Here is an 18345-nt window from a genome sequence, read left to right as displayed (position 1 = left end):
CCAAAATTTTGATGATGTATTTTAATGTCTTTAGTTACCTTACAACAAGTCGAGGTTGGCTACGGTGGTCCAGCACTACTGAATAAAGTCGATTTCACCATAGAACCAGGCGAAAGAATTTGTATTATCGGGCGTAATGGCGTCGGTAAATCCACACTGCTTAAAGTCGTGAACCGAGAAATTATTCCTGATGATGGCTCTTTGCGTTTTCAAGAAGGCGTCAAAGTCGCCAAGTTAACGCAGGAAGTACCGTCCGATACAACCGGCTCTGTGTTTCAAGTGGTGTCTTCTGGCTTAGGCCATGTCGGAGAGCTACTGCAGCAATTCAGAGAACTCAGTGTCAGTACCGAGGCGTCGGCATTGGACAGAATGGCTCAAGTGCAGCAAAAAATCGAAGCCGAAGATGGTTGGGCGATGGACCAGAGGGTACAGTCTGTGATCAACCGGCTAGGATTAGAAGCCGACGCTGACTTTAAAGCTTTGTCAGGCGGTATGAAGCGCCGAGTATTACTAGCGCAAGCGTTAGTTGAGCAACCTGACGTCTTGTTGTTGGATGAGCCAACCAACCATTTGGATATTGAGTCTATCGAATGGCTAGAGGGCTTCTTGAAAGCTTACAAAGGTAGCATTTTATTTATTACGCACGATCGTCGCTTCCTAAAAAGCTTGGCCACACGAATCGTTGAAATTGACCGAGGTGAATTAACGTCGTGGCCAGGAGATTATAGTAATTATCTGCGCCGAAAAGAGGAGCGCTTAGCCGCTGAGGAAAAGCAAAACGCTGAGTTCGATAAAAAACTGGCACAAGAAGAAACCTGGATCCGACAAGGCATTAAAGCCCGACGTACTCGTAATGAAGGGCGTGTAAGGCGTTTAGAAGCGGCTCGCAAAGAACGGTCGGAGCGACGTAATCTGATTGGTAATGTTGACATGAAGGCGCAACAAGCTGAGCTTTCTGGAAAGAAAGTGATTGAAGCCACTAGCGTCAGCATCAACTACCAAGGGCGCCAACTGATTGATGATTTTTCTACGCTGATTATGCGTGGTGACAAAATTGGTATCGTCGGACCTAACGGTTGTGGCAAATCGACCTTGATCAAAATTTTATTGGGCGACTTGAAGCCGGACCAAGGAGCGGTCACTTTAGGCACTAAGCTAGATATTGCGTACTTTGATCAACACCGAGCACAGCTCGATGAAACGAAGTCGGCAATGGATAATGTGTCCGAAGGCAAGGACATGATGATGATTAATGGAAAAGAACGTCATGTTATCAGCTATATGCAGGACTTTTTATTCACACCAGAAAGAGCGCGAGCGCCGATTACGGCACTGTCGGGCGGTGAGCGCAACCGTTTACTACTAGCTAAGATTTTAGCGAGACCTTCTAATTTGCTCATTCTGGATGAGCCGACCAACGATCTTGATATTGAAACCTTAGAGTTACTCGAAGATATGCTAGAGAACTATGGCGGTACCATGTTACTGGTGTCGCATGACCGTGACTTTATTAACAACGTTGTTACTAGCAGTATTGTGTTTGAAGGTGAGGGACAAGTAAAAGAGTATATTGGTGGCTATGATGATTGGTTGCGTCAGAGGAAGTCTCCGCAAAAAACATCCAGCAATGATAAAGCTCATAAAGACCAATCTGCGAAAGTTAAGCCTCGTCAGAAATCTGCTAAGCTGAGTTATAAAGACCAGCGTGAGCTGGATAAGTTGCCCTCAGATATTGCAGACGTCGAGAAAAAGATTGAGGCGGTACAAGCAGATATGGCGTCTCCAGAGTTTTACCAACAGGATAAGGATACGATTGCTGAGGTAAATGCGGAGTTAGAAAATTTGGAGCAAAAGCTAGAGCGTTGCTTTGAACGTTGGGAAGAGTTGGAAGCTAAGAAAGAAACGCTTGAAACGGGTGGTTAAGACCAAGATCGTCAATGATGACGGTAACCACTATTGGAATTAAGTTGGTGATGTTATGGCACAAGATGATTTAGACTTATTTAAAAAAGTACTTGGCGATGTTAAGCGGATCAAGAATGATCGTGTCAACTTGCATCAGCCAAGTGATGAGCCTTCTCTATCACAGCTGGCACGACAAGAGTCAGCTGTAGGGCGTAAACCGAGTCATGACCCCAACTACTTAAGCACTGATTTTGTCGAGCCTGTTGAGCCAAATACCTGGTTGGAATATAAACGTTCGGGAGTTCAAGAAGGCGTTTACAAAAAATTGAGGTTGGGTAAGTATGATATACAAGCTCATACCGATTTGCACCGCTTGACCGTTAAGGAGGCGCGAGATGAAGTTTTTTATTTCATTAAAGCCTGCGTTAAACGGGGTAAGCGAATGGTATTGATTACTCACGGCAAGGGTGAAAGAAGTGTGCCTCAGGCTGTATTAAAGAGTCATGTTAATCACTGGTTGCAGCAACATGATTTAGTGATGGCTTTCCACAGTGCGCAACAAAAGCACGGTGGTTTAGGCTCGGTTTATGTACTGCTTAAGAAAAATGAATTGGATAAGCAGTTAAATCGTGAAGTCTATAATAAAACGACTTAAGGATTAACTATGTCACAGAAAGAGAAGGTGCTGGTATTGACTCAAGAAGAGTCGTCGAGCACTTGGCGCAAGACACGTAATTTATTGCTATTACAACTTAAGCTTTGGATTGATGCGCTACGAGACTTTGCTTTAATGCCAATAGGACTCGTGTGTTACTTATTGGATCTCGTGAGTGATAAAAAAGAAGATTACTACTGGAATCGATTAATGAAGTGGGGGCGTCAAAGCGACCATCACATTAACTTGTTCCAACACAAGTCATTCGGTCAAAAGAAGTCGGTAACTGTGGATGACTTAGCTGATATCGTGGAAGACGTCTTGAAAAAAGATGTTAAGCAATCGCAAAGTACTCAGCAGTTAGTTGAAACCATTAAACAACGTGTTAAAACACAGTTTCGTCACGATGCGTCTTTTCATGATAACTCTCGTCAAGATAAGTCTCGTCAAGATTAATATAAGGAAACCCCAGATGCGGTATCTTGTAGTAGCATTCGGTTTAACAGTATTACCTATAATGGTATTAAAAGCAGAACCAAAAGAAGAAGCTTTCACAGGCGAAGAGCCAGGCGTTGGGGCTTTTGCTACATTAACCTTGGAGAATGATCTTTTCGCGGGCAAAGATGGTGGTTATACCAACGGTATTGGTTATAGCTGGGGTTACGGACCTTATGATGATTATGCTGATACCAGCGCTCCGGATTGGTTTATTGGCATGAGCGACTTATTGTTCATTGAGCGCGATGACCCCCGCGAAAAAGCAGTGAGCTTTAGTATTTTTCAGGGAATGCAAACACCTGAGGATATTCAGGCGGAGGGACTGATTGAAGACGACTTACCCTATGCAGGATTACTCGGATGGCGCAGTACCTTGTATGCTTGGGACAACGATGTTGCTGATCAGTTTTCTATTATTCTAGGTATCGTTGGCCCAGCGTCTTTAGCAGAAGATACGCAGAAGGTCGTGCATAGATTGACAGGGTCGAAGAAACCGCAAGGATGGGATAACCAGCTGCATAATGAATTAGTGTTTAGTATTACAGGCCAGCGTAGCTGGCGGTTCGATATGAGCAATGGGGAAGGTTTTGGTACTGACTTTCTCACCTTTGTTAGCGGTAGTGTTGGCACTTATAATTCTGAAGTGGCTACTTCTGCCATGGTTCGCTTTGGCTCTGGCTTGGAAGAAACATTCCCAGCGGTAAGCATTTTGCCCGGTCGCGATATCAATCCTTTAGCAGGCTCTGCAGGCGATCATTTTTATATGTTTTTAGGAGCGCAAGCTCGTTATGTGTTTAATGATATCTTTGTTGATGGAAACACTTATCGGGATAGTCACTCAGTCACTCTAAAACACGAAGGGTTTACGGTTTCTGCCGGAGCCGTGTGGAATTGGGAGCAGTGGGGAATGCTGTTTTCGGTTGCTGAAACAAGTTCTCCTTTTGAAGAAAGGGAAGGTAAAGGGCGCTTTGGATCACTGAGTATTACTTATCGCTTTTAGAGGTCTTTAGCAACTTTACTCATGAGGGCTTGGGTAGTGTAAATCCACTATCCATAACCTCTTTGTCTCCTCGGGAAGTTTGACGATAACTTCATCATCCAATTCTTTGCCCAGCAATGCCCGAGCCATTGGCGAGTCGACACTAATATATTCGGGGTGCGCATCAAACTCATCCGAGCCGACAATCCGATAAACGGTTTCGTTGTTATGGTCATCGGACACAGTTACTTGAGCGCCAAAGAACACTTTATTCTGGTTGCTTGGCGTATGTTCTATAACTTGCATTTCAGCCGTTCGTTTTTGTAAGTATCGGACCCGGCGATCAATCTCTCTGAGTTGTTTTTTACGGTAAATATATTCGGCGTTCTCGCTGCGATCACCTTCGGCGGCTGCGACGTTAATTGCACGAGTAACTTCTGGTCGTAAGTTTTTCCACAGATGGGCTAATTCATTGCGTAAGCGAACAGCTCCTGCCGCTGTAATCAGGTTCGATCGTTTCATGATATAGAATTACTGTGTGTCGTCGTCTTTTTCTTGGTTCTGTGGTTCTAGTTGCTTATTGATAGTATCAACTCGCTTATTCATCTCATCTTCGACGGCTTTGGCTTTGTCTAGTTGACGTTCTTTGTAATCGCTCAAGGTGGTGTTTTCTTCTGGCTCGGAACTGCACCCAGATATTGTCAGAAAGACACTCGCGAGGATTAAATAGCTGTAGTACTTCATGATTCACCTGCTTGTGATTTAAACCCTTATTATAGAAGGTAAGCAGATAACAACAACCATTTGCGATAGGACTGTGAGCTTAGGTCAAAAGTTAATAATGACAAAAAAAAGCTGGCCTAGGGCCAGCAATGGTAGTGGAGACTTGTCTTATTGTAATTGAACTATAGGGGAATGATTGATCTCTTGAGTGTGATGCTAATTAAAACAAGTACTGCCAACCGAATGTTGCGCTCCAATCACGACCGAGCTGTGGGCCTTCTAAGTTCTGGTGAACCGTTTTCGCCAAGTCAATGGCAATTCGGTGGTGTGAATTAACTTTTATATTGGCACCAATACCAAGATCCCAAAAGTAACCACTGCGTAGGTCCGTACGAGCTGTCGGTACCATCATAGGGTTCAGTGAGTCATCTTGACCTTTGATATCTCTTTGGTTGGTGTAAGCAACCGTTGTATTTAGCGATACGCTCTGGTTTAAATTATGCGCATACCAGCTATTGACGTTAAAACGGTTACCTAAACGGTAGTCTAAGTCATTATAGCCCGTCCTAAATAGCTGTTTAGCTTGTATTCCCCAAGAAGATTGTTCAAAGAATTCCGTATGAGTCGCGCCAACTTCTATGTCGTAAGTACCTGAACCAAGCTGCATGGGGTAGGGGAGACGAGTGTAGCCCATTGGCGTTTGATCTTGCTCTTTGACACTTCCCGTGGGTATCGACAAGGCTAGGTTGATATGACTCGAAGAGTGCTCACTTTGGTTAATATTCAGTAGCGCGCCTAACTTAGTGTCTGATACTCCAGATGTTTCAGTGGTGAAGTTCATGCCCATACGCGTGACATGGTCCATGGAAGTACTGAGATAGTTTGCCATTAACATGAGTGTCACATCATCGCTGGGCGCGTACATAGCGCCGATCATGTGCATATCCATGTCCATAGTTTCGGGAGCAACCATAAAGTCTTGCAAGATCTGCTCAGTGCTCACTTCGTTACTACCTATGTAGTTATCAGCCATATTCATACGCATAAAACGATAAGACACCATCCATTCGCCTTCGCTATGGGTATGATCGCCCATAATGGAAATCGGTGCGTGACTGTCTGGTCGTGAACTGTTATCTGCTAGGGCTGTGGCAGTTAATAGGGTCGTTGATAACGCAAATAATGCTTTAAGTGGAGTATTCATTGTGTCGTGGGGTGGTTAATTAAACTGAGGTGATTTTAGTGTCTTATGGACCATCTGAACATGCGACAAATTGTCGCACCAAACCATAAAGTGAGGGCTAGCTATAGGGAATAGGGCTTGCTTGAATTATAATCAGTCAGAATAACTGCCGTATTAACTGCGAGTGCAAACCACCGTGATCGATCATAAGAAATTTACACAAAGCATTTTAATTTCCTTGAGTTGGATCAGGGCGATCGCGCTTATCATGCAAGTGGTTTACATGCTGTGGTTTGTCAACCCTATCCACATGATGGTGTGGGTGCTGATCGTGGTGCAGGTTTGTCTGCTATTGTCGGGGTGGATTAACCAAAAATTACGGCTAAGTCAAAAGGCACTGTTAATTAACTTACTATTAGATGTCGCGCTTCTTGGTGGTTATGTTTATTTGACTGGTGGCGCATCCAACCCACTGATTTCTTTATTATTACTACCGATTGTTACCGCTTCGGTGGCTTTAAAGCGCTATTTGGCGGTGGTGGTGCTTGTCGCGGCCGGACTGGTGTACTCTTTATTGTATGTTATCGACCAACCACAACATCATCATGCCAGTAACTTCTCATCCCACCTTCTAGGTATGTGGCTGGTATTTATCGCCAGTGCGGGCTTGATTTTTTATGTCGCAAGTTACTTATCTAATGCCATTCGGCAACAACAAAAGCGAATTCAGCAACACGAGCAGCGCCAGTTGCGAGACGATTACCTGATGGCTCTTGGATTATCAGCAGCAGATGCAGCTCATCAGTTAAATACGCCTTTGTCGTCTTTGACGGTGTTACTCGCTGACATGATGGAAAGTGATCGCCACGACAAACAAGACATGCAACTCATGCAACAGCAGGTTCAGCGGTGCCATCAGATTACGCAATCGATACAGCAACAATTTGACGAGCTTAAATCCGGCCAGTTTAGAACTATCGCGATTAAAGAATTGATAGGTATTGTGTCTCGAAACTTCCGATTACTCTACCCTGACATTCAGCTGGTGATAGATGACCAAGCCATACAGGGCTGGGTGCACAGCCATATTGGCTTGCACAGTGCGCTACTGAATTTACTGGACAACGCTGCTAAAGCATCAAAAGATTCGGGCAAACATGAGGTCCACTTGCAACTCAGTGAAGATGGACATTATTGCTGTATTGATATCGTCGATCAGGGAGCAGGGTTAGCAGAAGATGTTATAGAACACTATGGGTGGCGTCCTCGTGATGAACGCACTGGTCCTAGCGGTATGGGAATTGGCACTTTGATTTCTAATGCCAGTATAGAGCAGGTCGGTGGGCACTTAAGAGTTATGCCACACAAGCCCGGAGCTAAGGTTCGCGTTGCTTTACCGCTACAGACTCAGAGTCACGGCAAAGACGAGGGAGACCAGTCTTGAGCGAGAATAAACAACTGTTATTGGTTGAAGATGATGAAGTCTTTGCCCAGGTGTTAAGTCGATCTTTGTCTACAAAAGCCATCAGTGTCGTCGTGTGTCACTCGGTTGAGGAAGCAAAACAGCGACATCAAACGCTTCAACTGGATTACATCATTTTAGATCTCTTTCTAGGAGATGACTCAGGACTTTCAATATTAACAGAGCTACGAGAGCATCACCCCAGCAGTAACATCCTTGTTTTAACCGGATACGCCAGTATTGCCACTACGGTACAGGCGATTAAGCTTGGTGCAGATAATTACCTGCCAAAACCCGCCACAACGAAGCAAATACTGCAAGCTCTTGAAGAGGCACCAACAGCAACCGATAAGGAGCATGAGGCAGAACCTTTATCAGTTGATAGGCTTGAGTGGGAGCATATCCAAACTGTACTGGCCCAGCATGAGGGCAATGTTTCTGCCACCGCTAGAGCTTTAGGAATGCATCGACGAACCCTGCAACGAAAGCTAGCTAAGAAACCGTCAAAAAAATAAAATATGTGATGGTAATCATTATCATTTAGATTTATAATCTCACCCGAAAGTCATATTCTATAGATAACCAGTTAGGTAATAACATGAAAGCTCCTTTTCATTTTAGTATCGTGGCCTCTGCCGTGGTATTGGGGATGGCAACTGCATCACCTGCAATTGCTGAAGAAAAACAAAAGGAAGATTTAGAGACGATCACTATTATTGGTGATAGTTCTAGCGCAAAAAAAGTTGCGGGCTCTGCACATATTGTAACGGAAGCTGAGTTAGAGCAATTCAAGTATAGCGACGTCAATCGTGCTGTTCGTCAAGTTCCTGGTGTGTATGTCCAGCTAGAAGATGGTTTAGGACTACGTCCTAATATTGGTTTACGTGGTACGGGTACGAGTCGTACTGGTCGTGTTAGCTTGATGGAAGATGGTGTACTCATCGCGCCAGCGCCTTATGCAGCATCATCGGCTTATTACTTCCCAACCTTTGATCGCATTACCGGCATCGAAGTCTTAAAAGGCCCAGCCAATATTAAGTATGGTCCATTTACCGTAGGCGGCGCAGTTAACTTGATTTCTCGTCAGATCCCACAAGATGGCGAAGGTCAGTTGAAGTTAGAAAAAGGCCAGCATGAAGAGCTTCATGGCTACTTCTATTATGGCGACAGCTTCGATAACTTTGGTTACTTACTCGAAGTGAATGATCATCAGTCTGACGGCTTTAAAACAATTGACCGCATTGGTCAGGACACAGGCTTCGAAAAGTCTGATCAAATCGTAAAGTTACGTTTTAACACAGATTCTGATGCCAACGTTTACCAGCAACTTGATATTAAATTGCAGAACTCTTATGAAGAGTCAGATCAGTCTTACATGGGTTTGACTGACGTTGATTATGCGGCGGATCCATACAGAATGTATGGCGTTTCAGCTGGCGATAACTTCAAGGGTAAGCATCAGCAAGTGGTATTGAGCTACTTTGCTGACCTAAGCGATAGCTTTGATTTGAACATTACTGCTTATCAGAATGATTTTGCGCGTAACTGGTATAAAACGGGTAAGTTTTATGTAGAAGATACGGCTAACCCTGGTAGCTATAACAGTGTTAGTTGGTCGTCGGTGATTGGTGAAATTAATACTAACCGAGGCAGTTCGTTAGCGAATTATTACCAGTCAATCCTTAATGGCGCAGATAGCGGCAATGACTTAATTGATAAAGTTGACGGTAACCGCTCTTATTTAAGTGAAGGTATTCAGGCTCGCCTAGACTGGAACTTTATGACGGGTGATGCAGACCACTACATGCAGCTAGGTATTCGCGTACACGAAGACGAAGCGGATCGATTCCAACGTCAAGGCTTCTTCGCACAAGAAAACGGTCAGCTAGTCGTCGTCGATGCAGGTGTGTGGGGTGATGCGGGTAACCGTATTGATTCGGCAGAAGCTAACTCTTACTACTTAACAGACACCATTACATGGGGTGACTGGACGTTAACACCAGGCGTGCGTTATGAAGACGTTGAGCTAAAGCGTGAAGATTGGAGTTCTGCGCCAGACCGCTCAGCGGCAGCAAGCATTCGTACTAATAGCGTTTCAGAAGTCCTTCCAGGCTTCGGTGCTGTGTGGGCAATCAATGATACAACGAGCGTATTGTTCGGTGCACACAAAGGTTTTGCACCTCCAGGAAGTAGCGCTAGTGACAAGCCTGAAGAAAGCTGGAACTATGAGATGGGGCTACGCTTTAGTGGTTCTCAGTACTCAAGTGAGTTGATCGCATTTTTCAGTGACTACGAGAACTTACTTGGCGAGTGTACTTTAGCTAACAGTGGTTGTGACATTAACAACGAAGGTGACAAATTTAACGGCGGTAAAGCTGAAGTTAAAGGTGTTGAGCTGTTGGTTACGGGTGAGTTAGCTGAAAACTGGCCTGCACGTTTAAGCTATACATTTACGGATACTGAGTTCGGTAGCTCGTTCGACAGTAACGTTTGGGGCGATGTCACAGCGGGTCAACCGATTCCTTACATCCCTGAAAACCAAGCGCAGTTGATGCTTGGCTACGATAACTCTGAGTGGAGTGTGTTAGCTAGCATTAACTATTTTGACTCGCTTTGCACTAAGCCTGCATGCGGTGAGTTTGAACGCACAGATGAACGCACTTTAATTGATCTATCTGGTGAAATTCAAGCGAATGAGAATGTCGCTTTCTACGCGACTATTGAGAATATCACTGATGAAGACTCAATCGTTGCTCGTGAGCCTTATGGCGCACGTCCAGACAAGCCAAGAACAGCGAAAGTTGGTGTTAAGCTATCTTTCTAAGCGTGTTCAATAGCGTCAGAAGCCCGTCTTATGGCGGGCTTTTTTTATGCCTAGTGGTTAGTAACCGAATCTGAAATTATGAGTCAAATGGTGTAAAATTGGTTTTAATACAAGAAGGTTAGTGATACGGATGAAACAGATAGATTGGTTTGATGAATATTTAAAAGTGTTCGATACGATCGAAAAGCGACTGATGGAATTGGGTTTGTGGTCACAAAAGCGACCTGCGCCTGAGGCTCTGGAAAGCTCCATGCCTTTTTGTGTGGATACCTTAAAGCTGGAGCAATGGTTGCAGTTTGTATTCTTACCAAGAATGCGCCGTAGCGTTGAGCGTAAGCAACTACCGCCGGGACCTGCGCAAATAGCACCAATAGCACAAGAAGCGTTTAAAGAAAATCCAGACTCTGACAAGTTGATTGGTGCGATACGAAAGTTTGATGAAGTGTCTCACTTGAGTCATTTACACTAGAATTCATTGATGAAAAAGTCTCAAGTTCAAAAATACTCAAAAGATTTAATTCAGCTAGAAGCAGAATTGATGGAGTTTTTAGGCTTGTCATCTGAAGCCAGTCAAGCAGTTGAGTTGGATCAGGCGCGCATGGGAAGAGTATCCAGAGGTGATGCTATGCAGCAGCAAGCGATGGTTAGTGCGGCCCATCAGCGTGACGAAAAGCGTTTGATTGCTGTAAGAAAAGCTCTGAAGCGAACTGAGACTGATGATTTTGGTTTCTGTTTAGAGTGTGGCGAAGCTATTAACCTTAAGCGTCTTGATGTGGCCCCAGAAACGGAGCTTTGTCTTGACTGCCAGTCGTTACAGGAGCAACGCCAACCGCTTTAATTTCTTCACGTTATCTAAAGAACTCCTCAGCCTGCATGCCGTTCTCACCTTTTGATGAGCTGGCTTTCTCCATAAGTGGATGCTCCCAAGCATATTGTTTTAGATCCACTTTACCTTTTACCACTTTAACGCCTTCTTGTTCTAATAAAGTTTGCTGGATAGCAAAGTGCTCGCTATCGGGATTAAAGGCTATTTTACCATCCGCACCAATGACTCGTTGCCATGGAAGCTGCTTTCGGTTGGGGGCAGACCCCAATGCTTTACTGACATGGCGAGCATGTCGAGGGAAACCGGACAACTTTGCTATAGCACCATAACTGGTGACTTTACCTTTCGGTATTTTGCTGACCCAGTAATACACTTGTTGCTTGAAATGCTCCATCCGATCGCTCATAGAACTTCTCTCTATCGTCTTTAGTCGGTACCTAATGATAATGAGGTATCAATAAAAAAAGTAAATAAAGTTAAAACTTAGGATAGCACTTTTGCCAACAATTTCATCTGGGGGTATAGTTATTTTTTGTATGGAATCTTAGGAGCGGGTATGCAGGATTTAGTGAATATGGTTTTAGGGTCACAAAACTCAGGGGCTGTAGAGCAAATAGCGAAACAGTTTAATTTAGACAAACAACAAACCAGTAACGCCTTAGAGCAACTGTTACCCTCTTTAAAGAAAGGGATACAACATAATACGCAACAACAGGGTGGACTCGAGTCATTACTAGGCGCCTTGTCCAATAGCAAGAATCAAGAATACATTGAGCAGCCACAGCGCTTAACCGAACCACAAGCTGTTGATAATGGTAACGCAATATTAGGTCACTTGCTGGGGAGCAAAGAAACCAGTCGCCAAGTAGCTGAGCAAGCTTCAAGCAAAACTGGGATTGATAGCGGTATTTTAAAGCAAATCTTACCTTTGGCTGCCAATATGCTGATGGGCTCACTCACTAAAGAAACGAACAGCCAGCAAAGTCAGCAAGGTTTGCTCGATTCAGATAATGACGGCTCTGTACTGGATGACGTCGCAGGTATGGCGAGCAAGCTATTTCGTTAATTGAAATAAAGCCCTAATGCATATTAGGGCTTTTTTTATTCTGAGCGAGTGTTTTCAGTGGTTGTTATAACATTCGCTTTAAAACGTCAGTATTCTTACCTTTATCTAGGAAGCGGTGTTTTAAAGAACCAAGCAGGTGCAGTGCGATTAATCCTAATAAGATGTAGGGTAAAATGCCGTGAGCATCGAGAGCACTCTGGGAGTTGTCCATGTTGTCCTCAACAAAACCAGGGATTTCAATACCGAACCATTCTACCGGGAAGCCAGCGAAGTCAGACATCATATAGCCAGAGATCGGTACTAATATCATTAATAGATAAAGCAGGAAGTGCACGGTTTTAGTTAAAACTTTTTCCCAGCCTGACAGTTCTCGTGGCAGCTTGGGGATTGGGCTGAAAAACCTAACCAGTAAACGGATAACGACTAACCCCAATAAGGTGATGCCAATGGATTTGTGGATGGGGTAGATGTCGTATTTAGTTGGGTGCTCATCAGGCAATCCCGCCATGTACCAGCCAACCCCAATCATGCCCAAAATTAGGACGGCGATGAGCCAGTGCAGGATACGCATTAATAAGGTGTATTTGGTGCTCTCTGTGGCCATAGTCTTGACTCCAATTGTTTTAATTATCAATTGCTTGGATAAGAATGGCAGAGATGTATGATAAAGGCAAGTCGGTGCTAAGTCGTCTTAGCACCGATTGAGGGGCTGTTATTAGGAGCGACTTTCTTTGGGACTAACTTTTGCGAGCTAACGCAGTGCCCATGACGGTTGGAGCATTAGCTTTCATGGAGTCTTCCCAAGTCATGGTGTCTTTAGGGAATAATAAAATCACCGTAGAGCCCAGCTTAAAGCGGCCCATTTCAGCCCCTTTCTCAAGAGTTATGTTTTGATCTTGATAGTCCCACACTTTGACATCATCACGCGTCGGTGGCGTGATAGTGCCTTCCCAAACGGTTTCGATGCTGCCAACAATGGTTGCGCCGACCAACACCATCGCCATTGGACCTAAGTCCGTGTCAAACATGGCGACTACGCGTTCATTGCGCGCAAATAGGTTAGGAACATTGCGTGCGGTTAAAGGATTGACGCTGAATAGCTTGCCTGGCACATGAAGCATTTTCGTCAGCTTGCCTGTCATCGGCATGTGCACGCGGTGGTAATCTTTCGGGGACAAATAAATAGTCGCAAACTCGCCATTCTCAAAGGGCTTCGCAAGTTCAGCATCGCCACCTAATAACGTCTTGGCGCTATAACGATGGCCTTTCGCTTGAAATATAAAGTCATTATCAATAGGACCCAGCTGGCTCACATTACCGTCAGCAGGGTTGACGATAACCGAGTCACCTTCTGCAATCGGACGAACACCGTCTTTTAAGCTGCGCGTAAAAAAATCATTAAAGGTTTCATAATCTTCAGGATTTTCGCGCTCGGCAATACTCATGTCGATGCCGTACTTTTTGATGAACCATTTGGCAAAAGTATTTTTGATGGTAGCGTTTTTACTCTCAGCAACCTTCCCCATTAAAAGAGAAATTCCGTGCTGGGGAATTAGGTATTGTAATAAGACTTTAAGTTTGTCAGCCATGGTGGTTTCAATCGTTACTTTAGATGAATGGATTGTAACTTAAATTATTCAAACAGACTAATGGTAAGGATGGTTACACATTCGTCTGTTTGTGAGCTTTTCTTATCGCTTAACTAAACTGCTGATCGTAGTTTTGAATTAGGTGGTGGTAGTTTTTCATACGTGATTCTGCGATCTCGCCGTTTTTAGCAGCAGCGAGTACTGCGCAGCCAGGCTCTTTGATGTGTTTACAGTCACGGAATTTGCAGTTTTCGGCGAGCTTATAAATTTCCACAAAACCTTGCTGGATGTCGTGATCTTCGAGGTGCCACAAACCAAACTCACGAACCCCTGGCGAGTCGACGAGATAAGTCTCATCGTCGAGTTTGTAGAGTCTTGAGGCGGTGGTGGTGTGAGTGCCAAGACCTGAGGTTTCTGAAATATCAGCGGTGGCGACTTCGAGCTCTGGAAATAAATACTTAATCAGAGTGGATTTACCCACGCCAGATTGTCCTGCCAATAAGAGTTGTTTACCACGTAAGTCCTTAACCAGCTCATCTACTTGATCGCCATGCTTGGCGCTGATGTAGTAAATCGGGTAACCGATATCTTGGTAGGTTTTCAAGCGTTGTTGTATGTCGGCACGCTCTTCGTCGTTTAAAAGGTCCCACTTATTAAATACCAACCAAACGGGGATATTACTTGATTCGGCTGCGACCAAATAACGATCGAGTAGCATTTCGGAAAAACCAAGCTCTGGTGCTAAAAGTAGGGCCACTAAGTCAATATTGGCCGCCACAGGTTTAATGCCATGGTGTGGGGTTGGGCGTTTTAATAGTGATGTGCGCTCTTCAAATCTAACCAGAACACCCGTATCAAGCTTCTCTTGGCGCTGAAAAGTTGCTTTATCGCCCACAACGGGAACTTCTTTGGCGCGTCTTAGAAAACAACGAATGGTCTCGAAGTTTTGGTCAGCAATATCGACCTGCTGACCAAAGCGACTGATCACGATCCCTTGTTCTTCAGGCCCAAGCTCTTCGGAGTTGATATTGACCTCGTCAGAAGCTTCCTGACGCTGTTTTTTATTGTGCTTACGTTTTTTTCCCAATGCTCAGGCCTTGTGTGATATTAGTCTTGAAAGTTCGGACCGAATGAACCGTTATTGTCTAACGCATCAATATGCGCAGCACAAATCAGGTCGTTGAGACACAAGCTATTGCCAGCGTCATGTGTGGTGTAACGTACAAGACAGTGACCATAGCTCACTTCGAGATCAGGGTGGTGTGCTTGTTTATTGGCAATCCAAGCCACCGCATTAACGAAAGCCATGGTGTGATAATAGTTTTTAAACTTGAATTTACGCGATACTTCGCCTTTATCAGCATCGTAATTCCACTCAGGAAGCTGTTCTTTTAATAGTGTATCGCGAGTGTCATCACCCAATGGCTTTTTTGAGTCGTCGTTATGTACACACTCCTGTTTAGAGAGTTGCACTGATGCTAACTGTTCCATAAATACTCCAAAATAGGTTGCTTTGATCTGCATGTATTTTAAATTGTGTCTATAATAACTGAAGTGACACCATATTTTTAGCAAAACTCAACGAACAGGAGTGTTTTGTGGCACAAAACGCAGATAATTTAATTTGGCTGGATCTCGAAATGACGGGATTGGATCCTGAAACCGATAAAGTGATTGAAATCGCCACCATCGTAACCGATAAGGATTTGAACATATTGGCCGAAGGCCCAGTGTTGGCCATTCATCAGGACGACGATACGCTGGCTAACATGAATGAGTGGTGCGTTGAGCAACATGGTAAGTCAGGACTTACTCAACGTGTTAAGGATAGCACCGTTAGTGAGGCCGAAGCGTCTCGCCAAACCATCGAGTTTTTGAAACAGTGGGTGCCGGAAGGTAAGTCGCCAATGTGTGGTAACTCGATCTGCCAAGATCGCCGCTTTATGGTGAAGCATATGCCGGAACTTGAACGCTATTTTCATTACCGTCATTTGGACGTAAGCACCTTAAAGGAGCTGGCACGTCGCTGGAAGCCAGGGATTCTGCCAGGGTTTAAAAAGAGTGCGACGCATTTAGCGCTGGACGATATTCGTGAGTCTATTGCTGAATGTGCCTATTATCGTGAGCACCTTATTGATCTGACGGAATCGAATTAAGCTTACTATGCAACCTTTGTTCTCCGTTGACAGTATCAAGCAGATTGAGCAAGCCTTTGTCGATGAGCAAGGTATTGAGCTGTATGAATTGATGCAAAGAGCAGGCGCCAGCGCTTTTGAGCGGGCTCGCCGGCTGTGGCCACAAGCCCAGCATTGGCTGATTGCGACTGGAGCAGGTAACAACGCTGGCGATGGTTTAGTCGTTGCTAAACATGCGCTTCAAGCGGGATTTAACGTCACTCTGGTAGCACTTAAAGCTTATTCGGAGTTTAGCGGTGATCCTCAAAAGGCGTGGCAAGATCTGCTTTCGATAAAAAAAGAATCCCATCAAACGTTTGATATTTTAGGTATTGAAGAAGCTAAAACGCAGGAGTTGTCTTTCGCTGATGTGATCGTTGATGCTTTGTTGGGAACTGGCGTTACCGGAGAGCTTAAGGATGACTATTGTCAGCTGATTGACCTGCTTAATGGGATCAAAGCTGCAAAGTTGGCGTCGCTAACGGCAGGCGCCGAGGTTTACTGGCCTCAGAAGTGATTGATGAATTAGTAATTTGGCTCAAGCAGCTGGAGCAATCTTCGAACTAGGGAGTTTGGGGTGGAAAATACGGTATTAGACAAACCACAATTAAGTTTTTTTTTAGAGAATGACACTGAAACGGTAGGCCTCGGCTTGGCTTTATCAGAGTTGTTACCGCGACCTTTTACCATCTATATGTATGGCGATTTGGGGGCTGGTAAAACGACGTTTGTCCGCGGTCTGTTGCAGGGCCTTGGCCATACAGGGGCAGTGAAAAGCCCGACGTATACGCTGGTTGAACCTTATGAATTAAACGGTCACAGTGTTTATCACTTTGATTTATACCGCTTGGCAGACCCAGAAGAGCTTGAGTTTATCGGTATTCGGGAATATCAAGATGAGGACTCTTTACTGGTTTTTGAGTGGCCAGACAAAGGCGACGGTATGATCCCTAAAGCTGACTTGGTAATAGAACTGACGTATCAAGACTTAGGGCGAAAAGCAGAGTTGGCTTTTACCGATTCGGTGTTAGGGCAAGATCTGGCACAGAAAATACGTCAAAAGTTAGCCAAAAACTAGCCAAGTGACGCTAATTTGTGCCAAAATCAAATGGAGCAGTAACTGCAAAGTGACAATGATAAAAAAGCATTTTACAAAAACATTATTCGCCGCTACCTTGATGTTCGGCTTTGCAGCCCAAGCTGCGGTCATCAAAAGCATGAGGTTTTGGCAATCTCCAGAATCGACACGGGTTGTTTTCGACCTGACCTCTCCTGTCGAGCACGAATTAACTGTCCTTACCAATCCTGACCGAATTGTGGTCGATATCCCTGAGTCCCGCGTCTCTGTTGACTTGAATCAGCTAGACATTAAAAGTGATCTAGTAAAGCGTGTGCGCCAAAGCAAGCCACCGAGAGAAGGGGTCCTAAGGTTAGTACTTGATTTAAATAAAAGTGCGGAACCCAAGAGTTTTTCTTTAAAACCTTATCAAGAGTACAGCGATCGTCTGGTTATCGACTTGCTGGATAAGAAACGCGAAGTCATCAAGCCACCCGAGTCTGCTATTGGTGCGGAGCGAGATATTGTGATTGCCGTGGATGCGGGGCATGGTGGTGAAGACCCCGGTGCCATGGGCCCCAGCGGTACCCGCGAAAAAGATATTGTGCTTAAGTTGTCTAGAGATTTGGTCGATGCTATTAACTCGGTGAACGGCTTAAAGGCTATTATGGTGCGTGAGGGAGATTATTATATTCCACATCGTAAACGTACCGACATTGCACGAAAACACCGTGCGGATTTATTTGTATCGGTGCATGCGGACGGTTTTAAAAGCCCTAAAGCCAGAGGGGCATCGGTTTGGGTCTTGAACCTCTACGGCGCTAAATCTGAAGTAGCTCGCTGGATGAAGTTGCAGGAAGAAAAATCAGAGCTGTTGGGCGGTGTCGACAGTACTGTGGTCTTATCCGAGTATGATAATTCGGTGCGTTCGGTGTTGTTAGATTTGCAGATGGAAAGTTCGATTGCGGAAAGCTTTAAAGTTGGCAAAGAAGTCCATTCAGCGATGAAGCGCGTTGCCCCAAAGATGCACAAGCACTATGTGGAAGAAAACTCGCTACTCGTGCTTAAAAACCCTGATATCCCATCGATTTTGGTGGAGTCTGGATTTATTTCTAATCCCGGTGAAGAGCGCTTGCTTAAAACCTCATCGTATCGCCGCAAACTTGCAGGCGCGGTTAGAGACGGCATCGTTGATTATTTTAAGAATCATGCGCCGGATGGTACTAAGTTTGCCAGCTTATACCGAAAGAACATTTACCATGTAAAGCGAGGCGATAATCTTATTAAGGTTGCGAAGCGCTTTAATACTAGCGTTAATGAAATCAAAAGAGCTAATAAAATGACCTCGAATACGGTTCGAATTGGTCAAAAGTTAGTGATCCCTCGTAGCTAACAGCTACCCAG

General features: G+C 44.7%; 22 protein-coding genes. 14 read left to right on the top strand and 8 right to left on the bottom strand.

What is annotated here, in order from left to right; translation table 11 throughout:
* Window positions 1-24: 24 nt before the first annotated feature.
* From uup to TQ33_RS09445, 4 genes are read left to right on the top strand one after another with little or no spacing between them, the layout of a single operon-like run.
* Window positions 25-1923, top strand: a complete 1899-nt coding sequence (gene uup, locus TQ33_RS09460) for an ATP-binding cassette ATPase Uup (RefSeq protein WP_046561832.1) — start codon at window positions 25-27, stop codon at window positions 1921-1923.
* 55 nt (window positions 1924-1978) lie between these two features.
* Complete coding sequence (smrA, locus tag TQ33_RS09455; RefSeq protein WP_046561831.1) at window positions 1979-2560, top strand: DNA endonuclease SmrA; 582 nt, start codon at window positions 1979-1981, stop codon at window positions 2558-2560.
* 9 nt (window positions 2561-2569) lie between these two features.
* Window positions 2570-3016: a hypothetical protein gene (locus TQ33_RS09450; protein ID WP_046561830.1), complete on the top strand. Its 447-nt coding sequence runs from the start codon at window positions 2570-2572 to the stop codon at window positions 3014-3016.
* A 16-nt stretch (window positions 3017-3032) separates the two neighbouring features.
* Window positions 3033-4058, top strand: a complete 1026-nt coding sequence (locus TQ33_RS09445; RefSeq protein WP_052735272.1) for a lipid A deacylase LpxR family protein — start codon at window positions 3033-3035, stop codon at window positions 4056-4058.
* A gap of 15 nt (window positions 4059-4073) precedes the next feature.
* On the opposite strand, the gene greB is transcribed toward TQ33_RS09445, so the two are convergent.
* The 3 genes from greB to TQ33_RS09430 all read right to left on the bottom strand — a co-directional run bounded on the left by greB (window position 4074) and on the right by TQ33_RS09430 (window position 5964).
* The gene (greB, locus tag TQ33_RS09440; protein WP_046561829.1) at window positions 4074-4559 is read right to left on the bottom strand and encodes a transcription elongation factor GreB; all 486 of its coding nucleotides are present in this window, start codon (window positions 4557-4559) and stop codon (window positions 4074-4076) included.
* 9 nt (window positions 4560-4568) lie between these two features.
* Window positions 4569-4781, bottom strand: a complete 213-nt coding sequence (locus TQ33_RS09435) for a hypothetical protein (RefSeq protein WP_046561828.1) — start codon at window positions 4779-4781, stop codon at window positions 4569-4571.
* Between the two features lie 199 nt (window positions 4782-4980).
* Window positions 4981-5964, bottom strand: a complete 984-nt coding sequence (locus TQ33_RS09430) for a hypothetical protein (RefSeq protein ID WP_046561827.1) — start codon at window positions 5962-5964, stop codon at window positions 4981-4983.
* Between the two features lie 262 nt (window positions 5965-6226).
* Here TQ33_RS09430 and TQ33_RS09425 point away from each other — a divergent pair, with 262 nt between their 5' ends.
* The 5 genes from TQ33_RS09425 (at window position 6227) to TQ33_RS09405 (ending at window position 11067) form a co-directional block, all read left to right on the top strand.
* Window positions 6227-7387 (top strand): sensor histidine kinase, encoded by a 1161-nt coding sequence (locus TQ33_RS09425; RefSeq protein WP_169745471.1) that lies wholly within the window; start codon window positions 6227-6229, stop codon window positions 7385-7387.
* A complete protein-coding gene (locus tag TQ33_RS09420) occupies window positions 7384-7920 on the top strand; it encodes a response regulator transcription factor (protein WP_046561826.1) in 537 nt (178 codons plus the stop codon). The genes TQ33_RS09425 and TQ33_RS09420 overlap by 4 nt, the downstream gene beginning before the upstream one ends.
* Window positions 7921-8003: 83 nt before the next feature.
* Window positions 8004-10229, top strand: a complete 2226-nt coding sequence (locus tag TQ33_RS09415; RefSeq protein ID WP_046561825.1) for a TonB-dependent receptor family protein — start codon at window positions 8004-8006, stop codon at window positions 10227-10229.
* 130 nt (window positions 10230-10359) lie between these two features.
* Window positions 10360-10698, top strand: coding sequence for a YqcC family protein (locus TQ33_RS09410; RefSeq protein ID WP_046561824.1), 339 nt, complete (start codon window positions 10360-10362; stop codon window positions 10696-10698).
* Window positions 10699-10707: 9 nt separating this feature from the next.
* On the top strand, window positions 10708-11067 hold the full coding sequence (locus TQ33_RS09405; RefSeq protein WP_046561823.1) for a TraR/DksA family transcriptional regulator: 360 nt from the start codon (window positions 10708-10710) through the stop codon (window positions 11065-11067).
* A gap of 10 nt (window positions 11068-11077) precedes the next feature.
* Here TQ33_RS09405 and TQ33_RS09400 read toward each other — a convergent pair whose 3' ends face one another.
* Window positions 11078-11461, bottom strand: coding sequence for an MGMT family protein (locus TQ33_RS09400; RefSeq protein WP_071841116.1), 384 nt, complete (start codon window positions 11459-11461; stop codon window positions 11078-11080).
* 150 nt (window positions 11462-11611) lie between these two features.
* On the opposite strand from TQ33_RS09400, the gene TQ33_RS09395 reads away from it, so the two are divergent.
* Complete coding sequence (locus TQ33_RS09395) at window positions 11612-12121, top strand: DUF937 domain-containing protein (protein ID WP_046561822.1); 510 nt, start codon at window positions 11612-11614, stop codon at window positions 12119-12121.
* Between the two features lie 64 nt (window positions 12122-12185).
* On the opposite strand, the gene TQ33_RS09390 is transcribed toward TQ33_RS09395, so the two are convergent.
* From TQ33_RS09390 to TQ33_RS09375, 4 genes are all read right to left on the bottom strand, one after another.
* Window positions 12186-12725 (bottom strand): cytochrome b, encoded by a 540-nt coding sequence (locus tag TQ33_RS09390; protein ID WP_046561821.1) that lies wholly within the window; start codon window positions 12723-12725, stop codon window positions 12186-12188.
* A 133-nt stretch (window positions 12726-12858) separates the two neighbouring features.
* The gene (asd, locus tag TQ33_RS09385) at window positions 12859-13710 is read right to left on the bottom strand and encodes an archaetidylserine decarboxylase (protein WP_046561820.1); all 852 of its coding nucleotides are present in this window, start codon (window positions 13708-13710) and stop codon (window positions 12859-12861) included.
* 109 nt (window positions 13711-13819) lie between these two features.
* On the bottom strand, window positions 13820-14797 hold the full coding sequence (rsgA, locus tag TQ33_RS09380; protein WP_046561819.1) for a small ribosomal subunit biogenesis GTPase RsgA: 978 nt from the start codon (window positions 14795-14797) through the stop codon (window positions 13820-13822).
* A gap of 20 nt (window positions 14798-14817) precedes the next feature.
* Window positions 14818-15201 carry a 4a-hydroxytetrahydrobiopterin dehydratase gene (locus TQ33_RS09375; RefSeq protein WP_071841115.1) on the bottom strand — a complete coding sequence of 128 codons (384 nt, stop codon included), beginning with the start codon at window positions 15199-15201 and terminating at the stop codon, window positions 14818-14820.
* A gap of 107 nt (window positions 15202-15308) precedes the next feature.
* Between TQ33_RS09375 and orn the strand changes: the two genes are divergently transcribed.
* From orn to TQ33_RS09355, 4 genes are read left to right on the top strand one after another with little or no spacing between them, the layout of a single operon-like run.
* Window positions 15309-15866 carry an oligoribonuclease gene (gene orn, locus TQ33_RS09370; protein ID WP_071841114.1) on the top strand — a complete coding sequence of 186 codons (558 nt, stop codon included), beginning with the start codon at window positions 15309-15311 and terminating at the stop codon, window positions 15864-15866.
* 7 nt (window positions 15867-15873) lie between these two features.
* Window positions 15874-16401, top strand: coding sequence for an NAD(P)H-hydrate epimerase (locus tag TQ33_RS09365; RefSeq protein ID WP_046561818.1), 528 nt, complete (start codon window positions 15874-15876; stop codon window positions 16399-16401).
* 60 nt (window positions 16402-16461) lie between these two features.
* Entirely contained in the window at window positions 16462-16962 is a 501-nt protein-coding gene (tsaE, locus tag TQ33_RS09360; protein WP_046561817.1) for a tRNA (adenosine(37)-N6)-threonylcarbamoyltransferase complex ATPase subunit type 1 TsaE, read from the top strand.
* Window positions 16963-17017: 55 nt separating this feature from the next.
* Window positions 17018-18334: an N-acetylmuramoyl-L-alanine amidase gene (locus TQ33_RS09355; protein WP_046561816.1), complete on the top strand. Its 1317-nt coding sequence runs from the start codon at window positions 17018-17020 to the stop codon at window positions 18332-18334.
* Window positions 18335-18345: the final 11 nt, after the last annotated feature.

Origin of the sequence: Kangiella geojedonensis (genome assembly GCF_000981765.1) — a bacterium.
In the GTDB taxonomy this organism is placed as follows: Bacteria; Pseudomonadota; Gammaproteobacteria; order Enterobacterales; family Kangiellaceae; genus Kangiella; species Kangiella geojedonensis.
Note: the sequence above shows the minus strand (reverse complement) of the source record. Positions and strands in the feature narration are given on the sequence as shown.

Excerpts from the sequence above, each read along its gene's own strand:
- uup (WP_046561832.1), top strand. The coding sequence starts at position 25 with ATGTCTTTAGTTACCTTACAACAAGTCGAGGTTGGCTACGGTGGTCCA.
- smrA (WP_046561831.1), top strand. The coding sequence starts at position 1,979 with ATGGCACAAGATGATTTAGACTTATTTAAAAAAGTACTTGGCGATGTT.
- TQ33_RS09450 (WP_046561830.1), top strand. The coding sequence starts at position 2,570 with ATGTCACAGAAAGAGAAGGTGCTGGTATTGACTCAAGAAGAGTCGTCG.
- TQ33_RS09445 (WP_052735272.1), top strand. The coding sequence starts at position 3,033 with ATGCGGTATCTTGTAGTAGCATTCGGTTTAACAGTATTACCTATAATG.
- greB (WP_046561829.1), bottom strand. The coding sequence starts at position 4,559 with ATGAAACGATCGAACCTGATTACAGCGGCAGGAGCTGTTCGCTTACGC.
- TQ33_RS09435 (WP_046561828.1), bottom strand. The coding sequence starts at position 4,781 with ATGAAGTACTACAGCTATTTAATCCTCGCGAGTGTCTTTCTGACAATA.
- TQ33_RS09430 (WP_046561827.1), bottom strand. The coding sequence starts at position 5,964 with ATGAATACTCCACTTAAAGCATTATTTGCGTTATCAACGACCCTATTA.
- TQ33_RS09425 (WP_169745471.1), top strand. The coding sequence starts at position 6,227 with ATGCTGTGGTTTGTCAACCCTATCCACATGATGGTGTGGGTGCTGATC.
- TQ33_RS09415 (WP_046561825.1), top strand. The coding sequence starts at position 8,004 with ATGAAAGCTCCTTTTCATTTTAGTATCGTGGCCTCTGCCGTGGTATTG.
- TQ33_RS09410 (WP_046561824.1), top strand. The coding sequence starts at position 10,360 with ATGAAACAGATAGATTGGTTTGATGAATATTTAAAAGTGTTCGATACG.
- TQ33_RS09405 (WP_046561823.1), top strand. The coding sequence starts at position 10,708 with ATGAAAAAGTCTCAAGTTCAAAAATACTCAAAAGATTTAATTCAGCTA.
- TQ33_RS09400 (WP_071841116.1), bottom strand. The coding sequence starts at position 11,461 with ATGAGCGATCGGATGGAGCATTTCAAGCAACAAGTGTATTACTGGGTC.
- TQ33_RS09395 (WP_046561822.1), top strand. The coding sequence starts at position 11,612 with ATGCAGGATTTAGTGAATATGGTTTTAGGGTCACAAAACTCAGGGGCT.
- TQ33_RS09390 (WP_046561821.1), bottom strand. The coding sequence starts at position 12,725 with ATGGCCACAGAGAGCACCAAATACACCTTATTAATGCGTATCCTGCAC.
- asd (WP_046561820.1), bottom strand. The coding sequence starts at position 13,710 with ATGGCTGACAAACTTAAAGTCTTATTACAATACCTAATTCCCCAGCAC.
- TQ33_RS09375 (WP_071841115.1), bottom strand. The coding sequence starts at position 15,201 with ATGGAACAGTTAGCATCAGTGCAACTCTCTAAACAGGAGTGTGTACAT.
- TQ33_RS09365 (WP_046561818.1), top strand. The coding sequence starts at position 15,874 with ATGCAACCTTTGTTCTCCGTTGACAGTATCAAGCAGATTGAGCAAGCC.
- TQ33_RS09355 (WP_046561816.1), top strand. The coding sequence starts at position 17,018 with ATGATAAAAAAGCATTTTACAAAAACATTATTCGCCGCTACCTTGATG.